Origin of the sequence: Acinetobacter sp. yr461 (genome assembly GCF_900110445.1) — a bacterium.
GTDB lineage: Bacteria > Pseudomonadota > Gammaproteobacteria > Pseudomonadales > Moraxellaceae > Acinetobacter > Acinetobacter calcoaceticus.
Genome location: NZ_FODU01000001.1, coordinates 66,547 through 86,833, shown reverse-complemented (window position 1 = coordinate 86,833; position 20,287 = coordinate 66,547). Strand labels below are relative to the sequence as shown.

Genomic DNA, 20,287 nt, shown 5'->3' with positions numbered 1-20,287 from the left:
TAATCTTTTACCCTTTTTAACCGTTATTTACTGAACTTTATGTCAAAAAATCTAGCAACATTGATTGGTCTAAGCGCCATTCTCATGTGGGCATCTATGGTGGGCTTAATGAAACAAGTCAGTGCCGCCATTGGACCTGAGCTAGGTGTTACGCTTATTTATTCTTTAAGTGCGCTACTGTTGCTTGCCATTTTCAAAGTTCCAGACTTTAAGCAAATTTCCAAAAAATATTTAATATTGGGCACAATCCTGTTCGTTGCTTACGAGCTGTGTTTTTCTTTTGCGATTGCTTACTCTCAAAGCCCTCAACAAGCAATTGAAGTTAGCATTGTTAACTATCTGTGGCCGAGTTTAACGGTTTTGGCCTTTGTTATTTTTAAGGAATTAAAGTTTAATTTTCTTATTATTCTCGGCTTACTTATTTCAATTTCCGGCATTATTTTTATTCAAACTGGAAGCGGTGATTTTAGTCTAAGTAGCATTGTCGATAATTTTCATAGCAACCCTCTGAGCTATATTTTGGCATTTGTAGGTGCCATTATTTGGGCTTTTTACTGTGTACTCACCAAAAAAATGAGTAATGGGCAAAACCCGATCTCTATTTTCTTTGTTTGTGTCGCACTCACACTATGGTTCAAGCTGCTTGTCTCTGGGCAATTCGCCATTCCCTCGATGGACATTCCAACTGTAATCACCCTTTTAGTTGCATCTGCTGCAATTGGCTTTGGCTATGCGGCATGGAACATTGGCATCATTCATGGAAACATTACCATGCTTGTAGTGGCCTCGTATTTCACCCCTATTATTTCTTCTATTTTGGCAATGTTTGTTTTACAAACTCAATTACCCTTAAGCTTTTGGCAAGGTACAGCCATGGTTACGACTGGTTCTTTTATTTGCTGGGTTTCAACCAACTGGTCTGTGATTCAACCTTTCTTTAAAAAATTAAGAAATAAAAACCCGTAACGAGCAGAATTAAAACGGGTCACAATTACTCGTTATTTCACCGTAATACTGTAAAAGCTATCAATAGCATCAACCATTTGAGATAAACCCGGTTGCTCTAATGGGTAATGCCCTGCATTTTCCAATATTACGGTTTTTACAGGTACCTTCTGAATACGGCTAAGAAATGGTGTACTTAAATCAAGTGGAGTCCAACGGTCTTTTTCTGGTTGAGTTAACAAGACTGGGCACACATTAAACTCTTCAGGCATCACTTCAGGTTTGTAATGTATATATGAGTCTAAAAATGTGAGTGAAACCGAGTTACCAGCCGAGGTTTTATCTTTCATAAAAGCCTTTAAAGCCTCTTTATTGTTCACCAAAGTACTCATTTTACTTGTCCAGCTCATTGGAATCCGCATTGAGGCCAGAGGTGTTTTTGCAGTCAAATGCGCAATTGGCGTCCCTACTCGACTCATAAATAAGTTACTTGCTACAGTGTCTGTAACCTTCTGGCTACTTGTGTCAAGAAAAGTCATTCCAACAATTGCTTTCACTTTTTTATTCTTTGCCGCAACATGATACGTCAGCATTCCACCTGCACTTAAACCATAAAGCACAACCGGACGACTATCTTTTGCTATTTCAATATCAATTAAATCACTACCAGCCTGCACCCAATCGTTATAGCTAATAACCTTGCCTTTACTAACTTGAGTGACACCATATCCCGGCATATCGACTGCAATTGTTTCATATCCCCGATCAGCCAATGGTTTACCTAAAATCATCGACATTTGTCGACCATTCGTACCCACACCATGAAATAAAATCACTTTAATTTTTGCATTTGGATTTCGATAAGTATCTAAATGGATGTTATTACCATTCCAAGCCCACCATTCTTCTTTTGGTAACTGGTCTTTAGGAATATGAAATTCTTGAGGAAGAAATTGTTCAATTTGTTGCCAAGCAGCTTGATTTTGATAACCCATTGCCGAATCTCCTGATTTTATTTCTTTAGCGGCAGATGCACTTGTGACACAGACTACGAGGCCTATTACACTCAGTTTACTTATTAAATACCGTATAATACCTGCGGGCTTTGTTGGCTGAACAGCATTCATTTTTGTTGTACTCGTTCTTATCCCAAGCATAGATATTAGGCGTTTAAATTTTAATTACCATGTTAGGTTAAAACAGATGTTTTACTATTTAGGTCAATTGATAAATTCAGGCTCTGATTGCTAAAGACTCAAAACTCCGACGGATTAGAATTCCCCCATTGCCCAAAGCGTGCTAATATCCAAATTCTGACAATCACCCATGTCAAAATTATTTTCAGAGGGAATAAGATGTTAAAAACTCAAAAAATCAACATCGTACAAGAATTTGATGCACCCGTAGACAAGGTCTTTGCAACCTTGAGTGAGCATGAAAACCTAAGCAAACTTTTCGCTCCAGCTAAAGTGACTCGCATTAGCAACGGAAAAGACGCTCGTAATGGTGTTGGCTCTGCTCGTAAAATGTCTATTCCATTTACACCTTCATTTGTTGAAACTAATTTAATCTACAAAGAAAATGAACTCATCGAATATGCGATTACCAGCGGCATTAGCCCAATTAAAGGTCACCGTGGTGTGATGAAGTTTATTGATTTGGGAAACAACCGTACTCGTTTGGATTACACCATTAGCTTTAAAGGTCGAGTGCCTTTTATTGGCCCTATCATTAAAGCAGCTTTAGAAAATGGCGTAAGCCGTGGACTTAAAAAACTTAAGTTTTAATTGAGACATATCAAATAAAAAGCCCAATTAAGGGCTTTTTATTTAGCCACAAAAACAAAAGCCGACTCGTTAAAGTCAGCTTAATACCACAGTGTGAGAAAATTGCTTAAATAGTTATTGTTCGTGGCAATCTTCTATCTATTTTCTTTTTCTAACATTAATTTACACCTTGGTTATGACTGTTTGATTAAAAAGAAATCAGAAATACCAAATAAAATGCAAATTAATTCACTCTTAATAAAACAAATGCAATTAAATTAACACTTATTAAAAATGATGTATATCAACCACATCTTTAGAAATTTTCTAAAGTTTAGTATGCTGAAAATAACTTACTAATTAATAGAAAATAAGCAATACAATGGAACATCAGAGTTTGTTAAAGGAATTAAATTCGCTTATTGAATATTATTCCAAAAGAACAGATTGTCCACCTACCAGAATTCGTATAGGTTACAGAGCCTATGCCAAACTCATGCAGAATCCAAAATTTGCTGATGAAGTAACAAACTCTGCTTTAGATCCAAACAAGCGTAAATATAAAAAGTTGAAAATCAAAGTCACAAAAGATGACGATCAACTAGAGCTCGAATAAATAAAAAGCCCAATTACGGGCTTTTTACTTTTAAAATGTGTTTGGGTTTATCGCTAAGACAGCATTATTAAAAAATAATCTAGTAACTTGTCTCGCTCATCTACACTGTTTTTACTTAAAAGTTGAACCATTGCCCCATCAATCACAAACAAAAACATGTGGGCGTCTTTCATTGAAGCCGTAGTTTTGACGGTTAAAAGCAGTTTATAAATTTCGTTGATTAGCCAAGTTCTATATTCCGTTACAACCTGATAAGCCTTTGGGTAGAGCTTTTCAATTTCAAAAATGGCTTTAAAGGGCAAATGATAAAAACCATTTAAGTCGGCATGTAAAAGGTAAATCTGCTTAAGTTTATCTAGCACCATTTGCTCTTTATATGAATTAAGAATGGAAAATACTTTTACTTTGAGCGCATCTTTTTGAAAAGTCAGACACATCTCGATGAGTCGGGCTTTTGAGTGAAAGTCGTTATAGAAAGTAGCTTTGGGAATTTTGGCTTCTGCAATAATTCGGTCGACACCGACCTTATGAAAGCCATCTTGATTAAATAAATCTTTTGCTGCGTGAAGCACGCGCAGCGCTCTAAATGAAGATTCTAAATTTTTCATGTATACCGCTTAAAATAATTTTTTGTTGTATCTAAAAGAGATAGAAATGCCGTCACTCTTAAAATGAGTGTTAAAAAACAGGCATGAATAAGCAGCACAAAAATGTGCCCTAAGCTATCTCTGGTTTTATTGTTGCTATGATTTTTGAATCGTAACGATTCTTAAGGCGTAGAAAACCTAGAGTCGATTAAACCGTTTTAAAGACTGTTCAAGCGGTATGAATAGAGAGAGTTTGGCAAAGGCCAAAAATTGAGAAGAATTAGTACGCATAGCGGACTCCTTTGGCTATAAAAGAAGTTTCACCGCATTACTGCTAAATAATGGTGGTGAAACGAAAGAGGGTTAGCAGACTGGAGCCAAAGAATCCAGCACACCCGAGGGTGTCCCCCTTCCGTTCCACCGTAAAGGGGGCACACAGGGATTTCCACAAAAAAGTTAGACTTTTTCGTGTACTTTGGCTGATGGTCTGCTAAAACCAACTGGCAATGTAGGCCAGCACGCAAAGGATAGTATTCACTTTTGTTGGCGTCAAGCGTAGGAATTGACATTTGTATTAAAGTAGAGCAGTTGGGTAGTTAAATAATTAAAATTGGTTAAGTCAAAGATCACTGAAATTTAACTTACTCTAACCCTCTTAACTTTAGATAAATATTTTTATAACGTCTTTTGAGTATATAAAATTAAATTTTTTATGGTTCAACCATTTCACCACTATAAAAAACTCTATTGGAATTACTCGTCAAACTTAAGGTCATTATTAAGTGGTCTTGATCTAATTCATTAAACTTAGAAACCTCTATTGTTCTTCCATTATCACACTCATATAAAGCATATACTGACAACTCCTTCTCTATAAGTTTGGAGTATCTAGTTTCTCCTTCTAAGGGATTTTTAGTATAAGTACAAGTTCCAGAAGTATTTAATTCAGGTCTATTAGTATTTTTAAAATCCATATTAAAAGAGATTCCTTTTTCATCAATGAAATGGATATCTAATTTTAAGTGTGAAGGTCCTAAAGTTGTTAAATTAGGTGAGCTAAGATTTGTCGAATTACTTTCATTTAACTCCTCCTCTAATACTTTCGGTTGCTCTTCTTCAGATAAAATATCACTATCCTTCGTATAGGAGGCACTACTCTCAGCTTGATAATCAATATTATTTATAGGATTGTTAAATTTATTCTCATCTTGATATACACTATCAGCTTCACTGTAGGCTGGTTGCTCAACATAGCTTTTGGGAGAATTCAATAAATAAATTATAATTCCTACACATATAAAAATAATTAAAATTAAAAAATAAATAAGTGATTTACCTTTTCTTTTTTCAGGTTCTGTATAAACAGTTTTTAAATTTTTCTCATAAGAATTCGATTTTGAAAATTTATTCTTTAACGCATCAAAACTTAGACCAATTGTTCCTAGAACTGTTATAGCTGCCATAACAATTAAAGGAGCAATAACTGAGCCTAAAACAAAAACTCCCACTGTCCCCATAAAACTATGAGGTTCTATGATTGAATAAGCAACATAGTAAGGCAATAACAAAGCTAGAATATAAATACACCAAACAAAAAAATATCCAAATATTAGTAATAGTGACTGCACAAATAAGCTCCCCCCAGGAATCTATCCCAGTGTAATATATTGAGCTGTTATTTGTTACTATTAAGGTTATTTAAATAATCTATCTTGTCTATAACTAAATAAACTTAACCTTATTTTTTCTACTTAACATTAAAAGTACTTTAAGCTTCTTTTGAGATTATTTTCAGCTTTAATCTTCAAATTAATTTTAACTAGAGCTAACTAAGCAAGAATCAAGTAATCCACCCAATAAACCACTCACTAATCCATCAACTTCTTACGGCGATACAACCCACAATCCCCAGAAAATAACGCTGCCAATAAACAGGTAATAATGGCGTAAGTGGCAACATTCACTCCAAATAGCTCAATGGCTAAAATAGATTAAGCCCAACTGAACCAACGCTCAATCAGGCCAAATCACATGTTCAAATCTTAATTAATGCTACCAATCACAGTTTCTGCATGGCAGGTCGCACCCTTCTCTGCCTCAATCTGAATAACACCACTACGGTGTGCCAGTACCTGCACTTCCATTTTCATGGCTTCCATAATGGCAACCACTTGGCCTTCGGTGACTTGCTCACCATTTTCAACTTTCCAAGCGCTAATCACACCATTAATCGGAGCTAGTAAATGCTCAGCACTTACTTCTGGCTCGGCTGTTTGCGCTTGAACTGCGGTGGCTGGGCCTTGTGCAAACATCCCCGCAGGTAAACCTAAACGGTGTAACTTGCCATCAATTTCAATATAGCTGAGTAGCATTGGTTGTTGATGGTTTGGAATACCACGTTTAGTTGGCTTTAATTCTTGTTTAAAGTCATTTTCGATCCAACGGGTGTGGACATTAAACTCATCGGTAAAGTCAGGTTCATTGAGTACTGCACGGTGAAAGTCTAAAACTGATGCCACGCCTTCTATTTTAAATTGCTTCAAAGCACGTTTAGCTCGGGCAATTGCAACTTCACGAGTTGGGCCAGTCACAATCAGTTTTGCCATGAGTGAATCAAAATGACTAGACACTAAAGAGCCAGTGCGAACACCTGTGTCGACTCGTACACCGTTACCAAACGGCGCTTCAAATAAACTCAACACACCAAAGGCCGGAATGAAACCACGTGCTGGGTCTTCGGCATTAATACGAAACTCAATCGCATGGCCTTGGGCTTTTGGTGTTTCTTTAATAGAAAGCGCTTGGCCCTGCGCAACACGAATTTGCTCAACTACCAAATCGACTTTTGACGTCTCTTCGGTAACTGGGTGCTCGACTTGCAAACGGGTGTTTACTTCTAAAAATGAAAGCTTGCCGTCACGACTCAGTAAGTATTCAACTGTACCCGCGCCAACGTAGTTTGCTGCCTGACAAATGTCTTTTGCCGAGATTAAAATTTGCTGGTAAATCTCATCACTAATAAACGGTGCTGGCGCTTCTTCGACTAACTTTTGGTTACGGCGTTGCAATGAACAATCACGTGTACCAAGCACGACAATGTTGCCATGCTGGTCGGCAATCACTTGTGCTTCTACATGACGCGGTTTATCTAAATATTGCTCAACAAAACATTCACCACGGCCAAAGGCAGCTTTTGCTTCACGTACTGCCGACTCATAAAGCTCTTTAACCTCTTCGAGTTTCCAAGCGACTTTTAAGCCACGGCCACCGCCACCAAACGCAGCTTTAATGGCAATGGGTAAACCAAATTGTTTGGCAAAACCTAAAGCTTCATCTGCATTATTAAGTGGGTCTTGCGTGCCTTGAACTAACGGCGCACCTACCGAAGCGGCAATTTTACGCGCTTCGATTTTATCGCCTAGTTTTTCAATGGCACTTGGTGATGGCCCTACCCATTTTAAACCAGCATCAATCACAGCTTGGGCAAATTCGGCACGCTCAGATAAAAAGCCGTAACCCGGATGCACCATGGTCGCTTTCGATTTTTTGGCAACTTCGATAATGGCTGGAATATTTAAATAGGTTTCGCTTGCGGTTGCACCAGCCAAGCCCCATGCTTCGTCTGCAAGTTCGACATGCATGCTGCCAATATCGTCATCTGCATATAACGCGACCGATGAAATTCCCATGTCACGGCAAGCATGAATAATACGAACGGCAATTTCACCACGGTTAGCAATCAATAATTTTTCTGTATTCATCATTCATTCTCAAAATCTGTAAATTCGGCAATTTTTTTAAATTTGATATGGCAACCTGCTGGTATCTGCGCCACCAAATCCCAATGGTGTTTAGCAACAGCGCCAATGACTGGATATCCGCCCGTTAAAGGGTGATCATTCATAAACAAAACAGGCTGACCACTCGGTGGAATCTGCAAAGCACCAATGCATGTGCCTTCACTTTCCAGTTCATGGGTAATTTTGCGAGTTAAAGGCTGCTCACCTGAAAGTCTTAACCCAACGCGGTTGCTTTCGTTGGTCACAAGCCATTCTTGCTGACAGAGCAGTTCAATACTGTCTTGCTCAAACCAATCTGTGCGTGGTCCCATCACAATGTCTAGTTCAACCAACTCGCCAGCTTTTGGTAAATCGAACTTACCCACTTTATTTACGCTAATGTTGGCGGCTTTAATTTGCCCTTGGTAAATGGTATCTCCAAGCTTTAAAGGCTCTGGCCCTAACACTGCCAAACTGTCAAACGAAGCACTATTTAAAACAGGTTCAACGTCTATGCCACCACGCACTGCCAAATAGTTTCTTAAGCCTGCTGTGGGTGGCTGAATTTGAAATTCATCACCTTCATCCAGATCAATCGGTTGATAGCTTTCAAAGTCTACGGTTTGACCATCAGCAAATTTCACTCGAATGTTTGAAATAGCCCCAGCCACTGCAATAACGCCTGCATGCTGCATTTTGGCTTTTAGGCCGCCATTTAAAACTTCAATGACGGGTGTGTTAGTTGGGTTACCCACAATACGGTTGGCACTATGCATGGCCGAAACATCCATTGCACCTGCAACACCAACGCCAATATTGGTCTGGTTTAAACGCCCTTCGTCTTGAATGAGCATCTGTAAACTTGGTGCAGTGATCTTAAACAGTGGCGTAGATTGCTTAGGCTCAACCGTACGCGTAATTTGCTTCGGTACATTCACGGTCGTTGGGCGATGCGTGACATCTTCAAAATATACGGTCATGCCCGGTAAAAGTAGTGCCGGATTTTTACGCTCTAAATCCCACATTTTTTCTGATGTAGTACCAATAAGCTGCCAGCCACCCGGACTGTCTTTTGGATAAATACCAGAGTATTTTCCAGCCAAGCCCAAAGAGCCTGACGGTATTTTTTTACGTGGAACCGTTAAGCGTGGAATATCGGTAAATGGCTTATCGGGACTGCTCATATAAGCAAAGCCCGGCGCAAAACCAATAAAAGCCACATTCCAAACGCTTTCATGATGTTTTCTAATCACATCGGCAACAGATAATCCTTGCAACTTTGCAACCTGAGCAAGGTCTTCACCGTCGTAACGAATCGGTACAATTACTTCTTGTCCGCTACGCTCAAACCCTGAATCAATCTTAAGGCTCTGAATTGAAGCAACCAGCGTTTTAAAATTGGTTTCGATCTCGTTAAAAAAAACCAAAATTGTTTTTGCAGCAGGGACTAAGTCTTTAATTCCATTCAATTGCGTATTTTGCAATTTATTGTATAACGCCAATGTTTCTTCGAGGCTTGCAAGCTCAATCAGAAAACAATCGGCGTTTACCGATAAAAAACGCATTTGCTTATCCTTTTAATTCTTCTTTAGTCCAATTAGCCAATCCAAGCGCGGTCAGGAATGTCGGTAATAAACATGTAGCCCGGTGCATGACTAATGGCAAAAGGAATTTTTGAGTTCATGACTGCCGCTTGAGGCGTTACACCGCAAGCCCAAAACACTGGAATTTCACCCGCTTCTATGCGAGAAGCATCACCAAAGTCAGGTTTGTTTACGTCCAAAATTCCTAAGCTTTCAGGGTGCCCAATATGTACAGGCGCACCATGTACACTTGGCATACGCGCGGTAATTTTCACAGCTTCACTAATTTGATGAGATGGAATTGGTCGCATTGAAACCACCATGTTTCCTGAAATACGGCCTGCTGGCTGGCACTGAATATTGCTCAGATACATCGGTACATTGGTGTCATCATGAATATGGCGAACTTCAATACCCGCTTCTTGCAAAGCCGTTTCAAATGAAAAACTGCAACCAATTAAGAACGTGACTAAATCTGGATGGGCATTATAAATCTCGCTTGCATCAGTCACTTCATCGACCATTTCGCCATCTTTCCAAACGCGATAACGTGGAAAATCGGTTCGGATGTCTGAGTCTTCCGCAAGCTTAGTTGCATAGATGCCTTCTTCGAGCACATCAAGCACTGGACAACTTTGAGGGTTGCGATGTGCGTATAACAGAAAATCGTAAGCCCACTCTTTTGGCACCGAAATCATGTTGACCTGTGTCATGCCCGCGCCCATGCCTGCCGTTGGTTTATCAAAACCAACACGAATTTTTAAACGCGCTTCTAAAGCGGCTTCAAGTTGAGCTGGGTCGACTTTAATATCCTTATACATTGCGCTCTTCCTTATGCTTTATTTACAAACGGGCGGATTTCAATATTGTTTTTTACAAGCTCGGCTTTAATGGCTGCCGACATCTCTAACGCACCGTCGGTGTCACCATGTAAGCAAATGGTATCGGCTTGAATTGGGGTAAAGACACCATCAATTGACTCAACTCCACCGTTTTTAAGCATTGAAACCACACGACTAGCAACAAATGCCGAGTCATGTAAAACCGCTCCTTCTAGACGACGAGACACCAGTGAACCATCGCTGTTATATGCGCGGTCTGCAAATGCCTCAGACACGACTTTTAAACCAGCCGCACGCGCCTGCTCTACCAAATTTGAACCTGCCAAAGCGACTAAAACCAATTCAGGGTTATACATTTTAATCGCATCAATGACGGCTGCTGCCTGAGCTTGGTCATGGGCAATGGTGTTGTAGAGTGCACCGTGTGGTTTAACATATTGCACTTTTGAGCCTGCCACTTTAGCCAAACCATCGAGTGCAGAAATTTGATAAAGCACATCAGCAATCAGTTCATCACGCGACAAATCCATATTACGGCGGCCAAAACCAACTAAGTCTGGATAAGAAACATGCGCACCGATCGTCACGCCAAGTTCAACGGCTTTACGAACCGTTTTTAAAATGCCGAGCGGGTCGCCAGCATGGAAACCACAAGCAATGTTAGCACTGGTCACGACAGGTAAAATCTGATCATCATTACCCATTTTCCATGAGCCAAAGCTCTCACCCAAATCACTATTTAAATCTACAAACATGGCATTATTCCTTTATCACTTAACAAAGTCTGGCTTAAAGCTTGGTCAAATAGTTAAACACTGTCGTAAATGACATATAACCCATCCACCACGTCAACAGACATGTTAACCCACCCAAAATAAGCAACCATTTTGGATAGTTATAATTACCCATTAAATCTTTACGGCACGCAGCAACATACACAAAAATTGTAAGACCAATTGGCAACACTAAACCGTTAAAACCACCCACAAAAATGAGTAGACCTGCTGGGGTTGCGCCCAATAACACATAGAGTAATAAAGCCAATGCGATAAAAGTAATGGTCGTATAGTTGTTTTGTTTTGGTGTTAAGTTCTTTTTAAACACGTTAAAGAACGACACTGAAGTATATGCTGCGCCAATGGTGCTACTAATACCGGCTGCCCAGAAAATTAAACCAAACAATTTAAAACCAAATGTACCCGCTGCATATTGGAATGCTTGAGCTGCCGGATTGGCGTCATGGCTGGCTAAATCAATATTTGCCCCGCTCACCACTACACCTAAAAATGCTAAAAACAGCACATAGCGCATGATGCCGACAACAATAATCCCCTTGGTTGCAGCTTTAGCGACTTCATCAATATTTTCAGGGCCAACCGCACCTTTATCGAGTAAACGATGTGCACCGGCATAGCAGATATAACCACCGACTGTACCGCCGACAATGGTGGTAATAATGGCAAAGTCGATCTGGTCTGGAGCAAAGGTTTGATGTACAGCTTGACCCACAGGAGGCATCACAATCACGGCAACAATAATAATCAGGAGAATTTTAAGCAATCCCAACACGATCATGCTTTTATCCATGGCAAGCGTTGCTTTTCTTGATGCAAAAATCAAAATAGCTAAAGCACCACTTAAAATACCGCCCCACTTTGTGTCGAGGCCAAAAAGCGCATTGAGACCTAAGGCAGCACCTGCAATGTTACCAATACTAAAGAAAAAACCACCGAGAATGACCAGAAACGCCAGTAAGTAGCCACTGCCGGGAATTGCTTTATTGGCAATATCCGATGCACGCATTTGAGTGAGGGTTACCACTCGCCAAATATTTTGTTGAACCACATAATCAATCAGAATGGAAACTAAAATGGCAAAGCCAAATGCCGCACCTAACTTCACTGTAAATACAGCAGTTTGGGTTAAAAAGCCGGGCCCCATTGCAGAGGTCGCCATCATAAAGATCGAGGCAACTATGGCCCATTGGCGATCTGATAAAAAAGAAGATTTCAGTAAAGACATATTAATGCGTTCCTCATCCATTTGAGCTTAACAACGCTATTTTCAGGTTGAACCAAGAACATCATTTTTCCCAAACAATATTCTTTAATCCTTTTAAATGACAAAGATTCCCTGTTCCCCAATCAACACAATCGGTGATCAAATCTTGTATTTAAAATAAAAACATAGCTCATCCCTACGGACAATAAGACTTTTTACATAAAATTAAAAAATCAAATACATGATTTTAAAAGATTTAATGTTTATTAAAAAATCAGGATAAGCTTTACTTATCGAACTGCATAAGCTGCTTTTATGGCTTTACAGTCAAACAGCTATTCTGGAACAAAAAATTTATCTAGAAAAATAACGAGAACTTTTTATTTTTGGATTCTTTCATTGAGACTTTTCATGGCGCTCGTCGATACTTTAACGGCGACCTCTGTCAATTTCTCTTTCAAGGCAACGTCATTCCCATGAATATAGATAGAGGTAAAATGAAATGTCTTTAACTGAATGGGGGTATTTAATATTTCTAGTCGACCATCAGTGATTTCTTTTAACGCCGTTAAGGTCGGTACGACTGCAATGCCTAGGCCCTGTTCGGCTAAACGCAATAAAGTTGCTAATGAATAACTGGTAATTGAAAGTGGTTCATCAATGCCTTGCTCTTTCATTCTGGCTTTTAATTCTTTATAGGGATAGGTAATTTTTGGGTAAGTTAAAATGGTATGAGACATAAGAGCTTTAAAAGACATTTGAGCTACACAGCCTTTAAAGGAAGGTGAAGCCAAGAAACTCAGCTCAAAGTCACACAATGCCTGTTCAATACATTCAAAAGCCAATGTTGGCCCAAGCAAAAAGGCCATGTCCAAGTCCCCTGTCCGAACGCCTTCTTGTAAATTAGGTGTTAGATCGACCACAATTTCGACTGAAACTTTTGGGAACTCTTGTTGAACTTTTTCGATGTATTCGACCAACCACGTATAAACGATTGTTTCGGAAACACCTAAACGAATTGTTCCCGTCAGGTGCTGGTTTTCGGTAAGCTCTGCGACAAGGTCGGTTTCCAACCGCATAAACTTTTCAGCATATTTAAATAGTGTGATGCCTTTGTGAGTCAGTTTAAATTTTCGCAAACTTCGGTCTAAAACTTTAAAACCTAATTCATTTTCAAGAGATGTGATTTTTTGAGATATCGCAGGTTGGGTTGTTTGCAATTTAGTTGCAGCCTTATTGAAGCTATTTAAAGTCACAACCCAATAAAAAGCTTCCAGATTCTTTAAATTCACGTTATATCCCACATTAGAAATCCCTCTACTTTTATAGTATGGAATTTCTTAACATGATTAGGCTAGCCATTTATTTATTTTTATTTGAGTTCGGCTTATTTCACTCTCACAAAAATAATATCTAGATCCTTTTTAGGAACAAACTTGGTTTTAGTCATCTGAAATTGAGTTGGACTAATCTTTTTAACTTGACCATCCCAGCAAAATGAAACTAGTTCGTCTTTATCACGCTCAATGGTTAACTTAAAGTTTTCAATTGGCTTTGCCCAATTTGCACCAGTTGTCAAAATATAGCCCAAAGCACTAAACGGGGAGTTTTGGGCGCTGGCTTTTTTTAAGCCCTGCTTAAATTGTTTGTCCATACAAAATTGCTGGTTGTATTCATCCGGGTATAAAGCAACAGAGCCACCCACCAAGGGTTTATATTCATGGTGAATTTTAGTCAAACCATTGGCTTTAAAGGTTTGCTTCCAACTATAGATCACTTGAGATGACCACGGGATGACATCATCTTTTTTAAAATTGGCTAAGATTTTTTGTATGTTCGGCTTCTTACATTGTTTTAGCTTATCTACATAATATTCATAATCATAGTTGTCTCGAACCCATGGGTTGAGCATGTCTTTTTCACTAAAACCGCATTGCTTAAACTCATCCGTGGCATCAATCAGAGGTGATTTTTCATCTTTTTGAATAAACGTTCTGACATGCATTTCCGGTTTTATATTTTTACCATCCACCACGATCTTAAAACTTTTTAAAAGTTCTTCTGTATGGGCAAAATCAGACTCAAAGAAATTATCAATACGCGGTAAGGGAAATAAAATGGTTTCAGTGACATCTTTATTGCTTAGGTTTTTATAGAGGTAATCGACTTTAATTAGTTTTTTACTAATAAATAGATCTTCGCTTTGCATGGCAATCTGCGAATTTTTGAGATATTGAATCCCACCCGTACCGACATAGCCCGTAGAATCATTAGCTATGCTATAGGTCGATAGTTGAATCAATACAGCAAAAGTCATTACAAGCTTTTTCATTTTAAAGTGCTCTATGTCATTTTCTAATTATGGAATATCAAGCTAAGGTAAATCATATTATATATTTCACCCACAAAAAACCGTCTAAAGACAGTTCGTTGATACATTCACAATCTAATTCCTTTTAATGATAATTTAGTTTTTGCCTCATCATCTTTTTTTGCACACTAATTTTTCCAATAAAATTGGTTAGCCATAAAATGCATTCATCACGATGTTCAAAATGAGGAATCAAACTTAAATCAATTTTTATATCTCTATCTGCCAAAGGCAAACTCAAGCAATATTCAAAGTCGATAGAGTTGTACTTTAATTTGAGATCTTTTTCTTCGGCCTGCTTTTTGATTTCCGCCATAATTCGATTAAGGTTAACAATCAAGTTATTTGAAACTTGATTATTTTCATAGATACGTTCATATACATTTTCAGCAACGTCTATGTATTTTATTAACTCGGCATTTTCGTTCATATTATTTATATTCCCCTTTTTTTAAAGATTATGAACAGCTAAATGTTTAATTGCGTTACTTGACACGTTGCTTATGTGAAAAATGTATATTTCTATTTACCACACAATACAACTAAGTTTTTGTTATTTATATAAAAACACTGCATAGCTGAACATTTACATACATTTAATGTTTTTTAAAATCTGAGTTTAGACAAGTTTAAAAGTTAGTTATGAGCAGATTTAAGACAAAAAAAACCGCCCCAGAAGGCGGTCGCTGAAGTTAAACCAGCAGTATATAGAAGTATGGTGGACGTCACTTCTATATTCTTTTATGAAGGAGTTTTATTGTTTTTACTAAAATCCTCAGATTTAAAATAATTGATAATCATGTCTGCATGCTCTTCTTTTTGAGGAGCTACAGATACAGGAAATGCATCTTTCGACATCTTAAAGCCTGGCGGAAGAAATTGTGAAATTGGCGGCAATTTAGGTTTTCCACCTTCCGTAATTCGCTCTATAAAACCAGCTAACCAAAGAAGATACTCTCCTTCATTTGCAAATTTTGGCATGACACTCAAGTCAATTTGAACTTTGCATTCACTTAAAGGTTTGGTTAAGTTCTCTTCAAAATCTATATAGTTGAACTTGAGCTTAAACTCAGTTCCCTTGATTGCTTTTCGAATCTGACTAATTAAACAGTTAAGATTCTGAGTAATGTCATCAGTGAATAAGCTATCTTTTTTAATATTTTTATAAACCTTTTCGGCTACAGCTAGATACTTTGGCATTAACCTCTCTCTCCGTACTATTGTTATAAAGTGCTGATCTAAGAATCTTTTATGACTTTGATTATGCTCAAAGAAGTGTAAGTAAAGGTAATCTTATTGGTGTGGTTTGTAAGTAATTAGTGCCTTATGTAAATCACACCAAAAAAACACCTAAAAAAATTATGGTTTTGATAACTCATCCACAAAATGAATGGTTGAATAGAGATAATTAGAAACATTTACTTTCATATTATTTTTTACCAAATGGTAAAATTAATATGTCCTCATCTGTTTATCTCTACGCACTAAACCCAAAACAGCTCTACGTACTCTTATTTCTTCTTCAGAAAAAGGCAAATGTTCTATGAGTTCATGAATTGGGAGAGAATTATTTTCTATCAAGAAACAGTCTTGCTCTGTTGTCCAATGAGAAGTGGTTGATTTAATTTGTTTTAGATATCGCTTCATATTTCCTAGGAGGTTTATTTGCGCATACAAAAAGCCTGCTCTTGGAGCAAGCTTAAGTTAGATTTTGTGATGAAAATTATTATAGCAGTTTGTAGATAATATGTTCAGCTGATCTTGTTTCTTCTCTTGATAAATTCTAATAAAAGGCTTCATAAAAAAGCCCACACGCTGCGGGCTTCCTACTCATTATTTTGCGGCATTCACACCAACAATAAACTGACTACAATTAGAGCCTTCTGATGCGTTACCTAATTGCTTTTCAGAGAATTTGAATTTGGATGCAACAGATTCATAATCTTTTTTAAGGCTTTGACCTGTTAACTCACCTAACTCTTTCACTTGTTCAGGTTTCAAGATCCCATGTTCAACCGCTTGATTGACCATTACACATGCTGTGGTCATGGCGTCATAACGTGCAACAGTTTTAGAGTAACCTAGAGCGCCGATTACTCCACCAACAATTAAGCCGATAATTACCGCTAAAGTTACGTGCATTTTATTCATTTTTTAAATACCTAAAAATCTAACTAAAAGAGGAACACTTCAAGAATTTGTGCTCAAGTCCAATTAGGATAAATGTATTTATCTGATATCAAAAGTTAGAATCTGTCAGATTTATTGATAGATTCAGATATTTCTAAATCATCAAAGTAAAAATGGTTTTGTTAGGAATACAAATCCGACAGAGAAAAATGCATTATCGTGATGAGAGATTTGATTGCCATAACTTGCATTGAATTGAGCAAAGTCCTTATAGACCATGTATCTAAAACCTGTTTGGTAAAAGGATTCATTTCGGTCGTTGCCATATACTTCGGCAGTGAGCGTTAAAGGATGAGTAAGTTGTGTTTCGGTTCCAATTCCCCACGTGGTCTGGTTTTTATGCGTGGTATTTTCGCGTAACCAACCCATATTGGCATGGATTAAAAATTTATCATCGAAAGTAGAAACACTTAATGGAACATTGACAGTCCAATCTTTCTTTGAAGAATCTTTAGTATTCATTTGAGTGCCAAAAGAAAAACCAACTCCCCAATTATTGGTTTCTAAAGGCTTTAATAAGGTTTTACCTTGTAAGGTTGTATAGCTGACATGCTCAGTATCCTCGCTTACTCTTCCCAGCCCTACAGCAAATTCAAAATTACCACCAAAATTACAAGCAGGCATTGCCCAATATTCTTTGTTGTCAGGATTATGCTGCATCCATGTTTCGAGTTGACAGTTTTTTGGCGAAACAAGAGCTGCATCGTCAACAACCATAGGTCTTCCACTATGGCTAGCGTTAGATAAAGCCAAGAAGCAGAAACCAAAAATAAGTGAGCGTTTCTTTAAAATAAATACCATTGGCATCACTCCCATAAGTTATGGAGCATATGCGAATACTGCAACCCGTCATGATTAAATCATGGGCTAATAATAGAAATGAAAAGATAAAAATAAAAGACCTCTTCTTGCATCCACAAAAAGAGGTCTGTCAGGACTTCAGTGGATACTTAGACTATTACCGATCGACTACTGTCACTCGAGCAAGCACTCACATTGAAGCTCCTAAAAATTAGTTGGGCGGATTCTAAAATTACCTTTGTTAAATATCAAGTTAAAATTTCGTGACAAGCTAAGCTATAAAAACTGCTTATTTTTGCTCAGTAAGATGCTGAGTTACCGCATTAAAAAATAAACTTTTTTCATTATCAAGCTCAGCGGATGGCATTGCAGTTTCCCATGTACTCCACTGCATCATGACAATCTTGTCTTTAGGGTTAATGGCTAACATCTGCCCAAAAATACCCAGTCCCCAGAAAGTTTCATCAGAATTTTGAGTCGTTAATGGCGAACCTTTTTTAGCATGTGAGTTCCACCATTGAAAACCATATATGCCTTTTGGGTAGTTTTCTGAGACAGAGCCTTTCGCTTGATTCCATTTAGTCGCTTGGGCTGTCCAACCATCAGGTAACATCTTGTCTCCATTAGAAACACGTCCGTCATTCAATATAAATTGTCCGAAACGCGCATAATCACGTAAAGTTGCATTAAACCCATGGCCCCCCATATCAACTTGATTGCGGGTATAAGACTGCCAAACACCTTCTCGCTCCATGCCTACCCGTTTCCAGACGTTATCTTCTAGGTATTTAGCAATATTCTCATGTGTTGCAGCTTCTAAGACTTTACCCACCAGATATGCCCCACCTGTGCTATATGACCATACCGTTCCCGGTTCATATTTCGCTTTCAGGTTTTTTACATTTTTATAGACACAAGCATCTGGATCGTTAGCTGCCTCACAATAGGTCATTTTTGCAAAATCTGAATTTGGATCTTTATAGTTTTCATTCCATTCAACGCCTGATGTGTGTTGTAAAAGCTGTTTTAAGGATACTTTCTCCCAAGCCGTTCCTTTCAAATCAGGTAAATATTGAATGATTGGATCATCTATCGATTTGATTTTACCTTGTTGAATAGCAACACCTATGAGCGTTGCCACAATAGACTTTGCCACTGAACGAGAAGTCCATAGAGTCGTCTCATTATTGCCTTGTCCATAATATTCATAAGCAATTTTGCCATCTTTTAATACAATCAGACCTGCAACACTTTGACTTTTTAAATAATCATTTAAATTATAGTTTTTCCCATCTACCGAGTAATGGATATCCTTATTTTTAATGCTGTTCTTTAGCTTTGGTAGCGCAAGTATGTTTTTCTTATCAGGGTGAAAAACACTGCCATCATAACTACGGAATGTATTTCTAAAACCAACCACCCTTTGTTGTTGTGTCCATGTCAACATATCATGTGGGTCAGGTAATTTTTTATCTACGGTCGTTGGACAATCCTTTAGTTCCAACTGCTGACAGCTATATTCAGCGCAAGCGACACTACTGACGAATAGACTCGTGAACAGTAAGCTAATTTTTGTAATCTTCATCTCTTTTTTCCCTTAGTAGAGCTTAATTTGAGTAACTAAACCGACAATCACATTGCTGTTGAAGGTTTTTCCTGTAGAACGGTAGTAGTTATCTGGATTCCAGATGTATTGTACGAATGGGCTTAGAGTCAGACGTTTGTAATTAATATCGGTATCTAAAGAAAGAAAAGAGGTTGTTTTATTATTATTACCATTAATTTTTTCTGTTATTAAAACATAGTCATCATTGAGTTGAGACTGACCGAACTTCACGCCTAAATGATTTTTTCCTTGATTTATTTTGTAGCTTAACCCGAGTTCCCAATAATTTTTATAAGGCTGGTTTTTCTCATCAATATATGAGTAAGCACCAAATACAGTTGGAATATTCTGATTATTAAAATCATGATTAAATCTAAAATTCAAACCATCTGTACCATTATATTTTTCTTGAGTATATGCATTACGATATTCAGAATTATTATAAAAATATAACAACTCTGCTTTACTATTTTTATCTTTATATCCCACACCATACACTTGGCTGTAACCTAGTTGGTGATGAAATGAGAAATCTAATCCTTTTTTCTTATAGACATAATCATCTGTGTTGACTTCAAAAACTCCTGCATGCATATAGATATGGTCTGATAAATTATATTTGGCATAGCCGCCCCAATACGCATAGTTAGTCGGTAATGAACCCATTGCCCCTTTAATCGGGTCAGTACATAACAGGATATTTTGACAATTGTTATAGAGGAAATACCGTCTTAGGTTGGTACGCCCAACGGAAGTGTATAGTTTCTTATCACTCCAATACTTATCCCAAGTCAGCAAACTGAGTTGGGATGAAGCCAAATCATTGGCAGCAATTGCTCCACCGACATAACTTCCTACGCCTCCAAACCAATTGTTTGAGGTATTTAGCTGTGCATCATCATTTAAACCATTAAATACATATTGTGCTTTTAAAACCCCAAAATCCTGACTTTCATTCGCCAATTTAATTTCAGTATTTAAAAACAAACCTGCTGAATTAGTAAAATTGTCATCTACAGCACTTTCTTGGCTATACATCGCTAAATCAATAAAATTAGCTGTGAACTTAAAATTATCTTTTAGACTAACTTCTGCATTTGCACTCATACTATATAAAAGCACGAGTGTACCTATACATCCTTGTTTAGATATATACATAGAATCCTTTCCTTTAAATATAATTAATCACTTTCCTAGTTT

Annotated in this window: 20 protein-coding genes; 3 read left to right on the top strand and 17 right to left on the bottom strand. The window is 37.8% G+C overall.

Translation table 11 applies throughout. The features are described from left to right. Nucleotides 1–39 precede the first annotated feature (39 nt). A complete protein-coding gene (gene yddG / locus BMW38_RS00470; RefSeq protein ID WP_092705402.1) occupies nt 40–966 on the top strand; it encodes an aromatic amino acid DMT transporter YddG in 927 nt (308 codons plus the stop codon). A gap of 32 nt (nt 967–998) precedes the next feature. On the opposite strand, the gene BMW38_RS00465 is transcribed toward yddG, so the two are convergent. After that, nucleotides 999–2,072, bottom strand: a complete 1,074-nt coding sequence (locus BMW38_RS00465; RefSeq protein ID WP_170834024.1) for an alpha/beta hydrolase — start codon at nt 2,070–2,072, stop codon at nt 999–1,001. Nucleotides 2,073–2,300: 228 nt separating this feature from the next. Here BMW38_RS00465 and BMW38_RS00460 point away from each other — a divergent pair, with 228 nt between their 5' ends. Next, nucleotides 2,301–2,732, top strand: coding sequence for an SRPBCC family protein (locus tag BMW38_RS00460; protein ID WP_092705400.1), 432 nt, complete (start codon nt 2,301–2,303; stop codon nt 2,730–2,732). Between the two features lie 361 nt (nt 2,733–3,093). After that, nucleotides 3,094–3,327, top strand: coding sequence for a hypothetical protein (locus tag BMW38_RS19465; protein ID WP_005047819.1), 234 nt, complete (start codon nt 3,094–3,096; stop codon nt 3,325–3,327). 53 nt (nt 3,328–3,380) lie between these two features. Here the strand turns inward: BMW38_RS19465 and BMW38_RS00450 are convergent, their stop codons facing one another. From BMW38_RS00450 to BMW38_RS00365, 16 genes are all read right to left on the bottom strand, one after another. Then, entirely contained in the window at nt 3,381–3,935 is a 555-nt protein-coding gene (locus BMW38_RS00450) for a TetR/AcrR family transcriptional regulator (RefSeq protein WP_092705399.1), read from the bottom strand. A gap of 689 nt (nt 3,936–4,624) precedes the next feature. After that, complete coding sequence (locus BMW38_RS00440; protein ID WP_092705398.1) at nt 4,625–5,542, bottom strand: hypothetical protein; 918 nt, start codon at nt 5,540–5,542, stop codon at nt 4,625–4,627. Nucleotides 5,543–5,956: 414 nt separating this feature from the next. After that, nucleotides 5,957–7,675 (bottom strand): acetyl/propionyl/methylcrotonyl-CoA carboxylase subunit alpha, encoded by a 1,719-nt coding sequence (locus BMW38_RS00435; RefSeq protein ID WP_092706068.1) that lies wholly within the window; start codon nt 7,673–7,675, stop codon nt 5,957–5,959. Further along, nucleotides 7,675–9,258 (bottom strand): 5-oxoprolinase subunit B/C family protein, encoded by a 1,584-nt coding sequence (locus BMW38_RS00430; RefSeq protein ID WP_092705397.1) that lies wholly within the window; start codon nt 9,256–9,258, stop codon nt 7,675–7,677. Before BMW38_RS00430 ends, BMW38_RS00435 begins: the two co-directional genes overlap by 1 nt. Nucleotides 9,259–9,290: 32 nt before the next feature. Next, nucleotides 9,291–10,097, bottom strand: a complete 807-nt coding sequence (locus tag BMW38_RS00425) for a putative hydro-lyase (protein WP_092705396.1) — start codon at nt 10,095–10,097, stop codon at nt 9,291–9,293. Nucleotides 10,098–10,108: 11 nt separating this feature from the next. Continuing rightward, nucleotides 10,109–10,873, bottom strand: coding sequence for a LamB/YcsF family protein (locus BMW38_RS00420; protein ID WP_000496072.1), 765 nt, complete (start codon nt 10,871–10,873; stop codon nt 10,109–10,111). Between the two features lie 34 nt (nt 10,874–10,907). Then, on the bottom strand, nt 10,908–12,161 hold the full coding sequence (locus BMW38_RS00415) for an NRAMP family divalent metal transporter (protein ID WP_003650999.1): 1,254 nt from the start codon (nt 12,159–12,161) through the stop codon (nt 10,908–10,910). 338 nt (nt 12,162–12,499) lie between these two features. Continuing rightward, nucleotides 12,500–13,411: a LysR family transcriptional regulator MumR gene (mumR, locus tag BMW38_RS00410; protein WP_092705395.1), complete on the bottom strand. Its 912-nt coding sequence runs from the start codon at nt 13,409–13,411 to the stop codon at nt 12,500–12,502. A 95-nt stretch (nt 13,412–13,506) separates the two neighbouring features. Beyond that, the gene (locus tag BMW38_RS00405) at nt 13,507–14,451 is read right to left on the bottom strand and encodes a DUF4424 family protein (protein WP_092705394.1); all 945 of its coding nucleotides are present in this window, start codon (nt 14,449–14,451) and stop codon (nt 13,507–13,509) included. 124 nt (nt 14,452–14,575) lie between these two features. Then, nucleotides 14,576–14,920 carry a hypothetical protein gene (locus BMW38_RS00400; protein ID WP_017389288.1) on the bottom strand — a complete coding sequence of 115 codons (345 nt, stop codon included), beginning with the start codon at nt 14,918–14,920 and terminating at the stop codon, nt 14,576–14,578. Nucleotides 14,921–15,231: 311 nt separating this feature from the next. After that, the gene (locus BMW38_RS00395) at nt 15,232–15,690 is read right to left on the bottom strand and encodes a hypothetical protein (protein ID WP_092705393.1); all 459 of its coding nucleotides are present in this window, start codon (nt 15,688–15,690) and stop codon (nt 15,232–15,234) included. Between the two features lie 252 nt (nt 15,691–15,942). Then, entirely contained in the window at nt 15,943–16,137 is a 195-nt protein-coding gene (locus BMW38_RS00390) for a hypothetical protein (RefSeq protein ID WP_092705392.1), read from the bottom strand. Nucleotides 16,138–16,323: 186 nt separating this feature from the next. Next, a complete protein-coding gene (locus tag BMW38_RS00385) occupies nt 16,324–16,641 on the bottom strand; it encodes a hypothetical protein (protein WP_213031071.1) in 318 nt (105 codons plus the stop codon). Between the two features lie 141 nt (nt 16,642–16,782). Beyond that, the gene (locus tag BMW38_RS00380) at nt 16,783–17,487 is read right to left on the bottom strand and encodes a hypothetical protein (RefSeq protein ID WP_092705391.1); all 705 of its coding nucleotides are present in this window, start codon (nt 17,485–17,487) and stop codon (nt 16,783–16,785) included. 283 nt (nt 17,488–17,770) lie between these two features. Beyond that, nucleotides 17,771–19,066 carry a serine hydrolase domain-containing protein gene (locus BMW38_RS00370; RefSeq protein ID WP_092705389.1) on the bottom strand — a complete coding sequence of 432 codons (1,296 nt, stop codon included), beginning with the start codon at nt 19,064–19,066 and terminating at the stop codon, nt 17,771–17,773. A 12-nt stretch (nt 19,067–19,078) separates the two neighbouring features. Beyond that, complete coding sequence (locus tag BMW38_RS00365; RefSeq protein WP_092705388.1) at nt 19,079–20,245, bottom strand: carbohydrate porin; 1,167 nt, start codon at nt 20,243–20,245, stop codon at nt 19,079–19,081. Between the last annotated feature and the right edge of the window lie 42 nt (nt 20,246–20,287).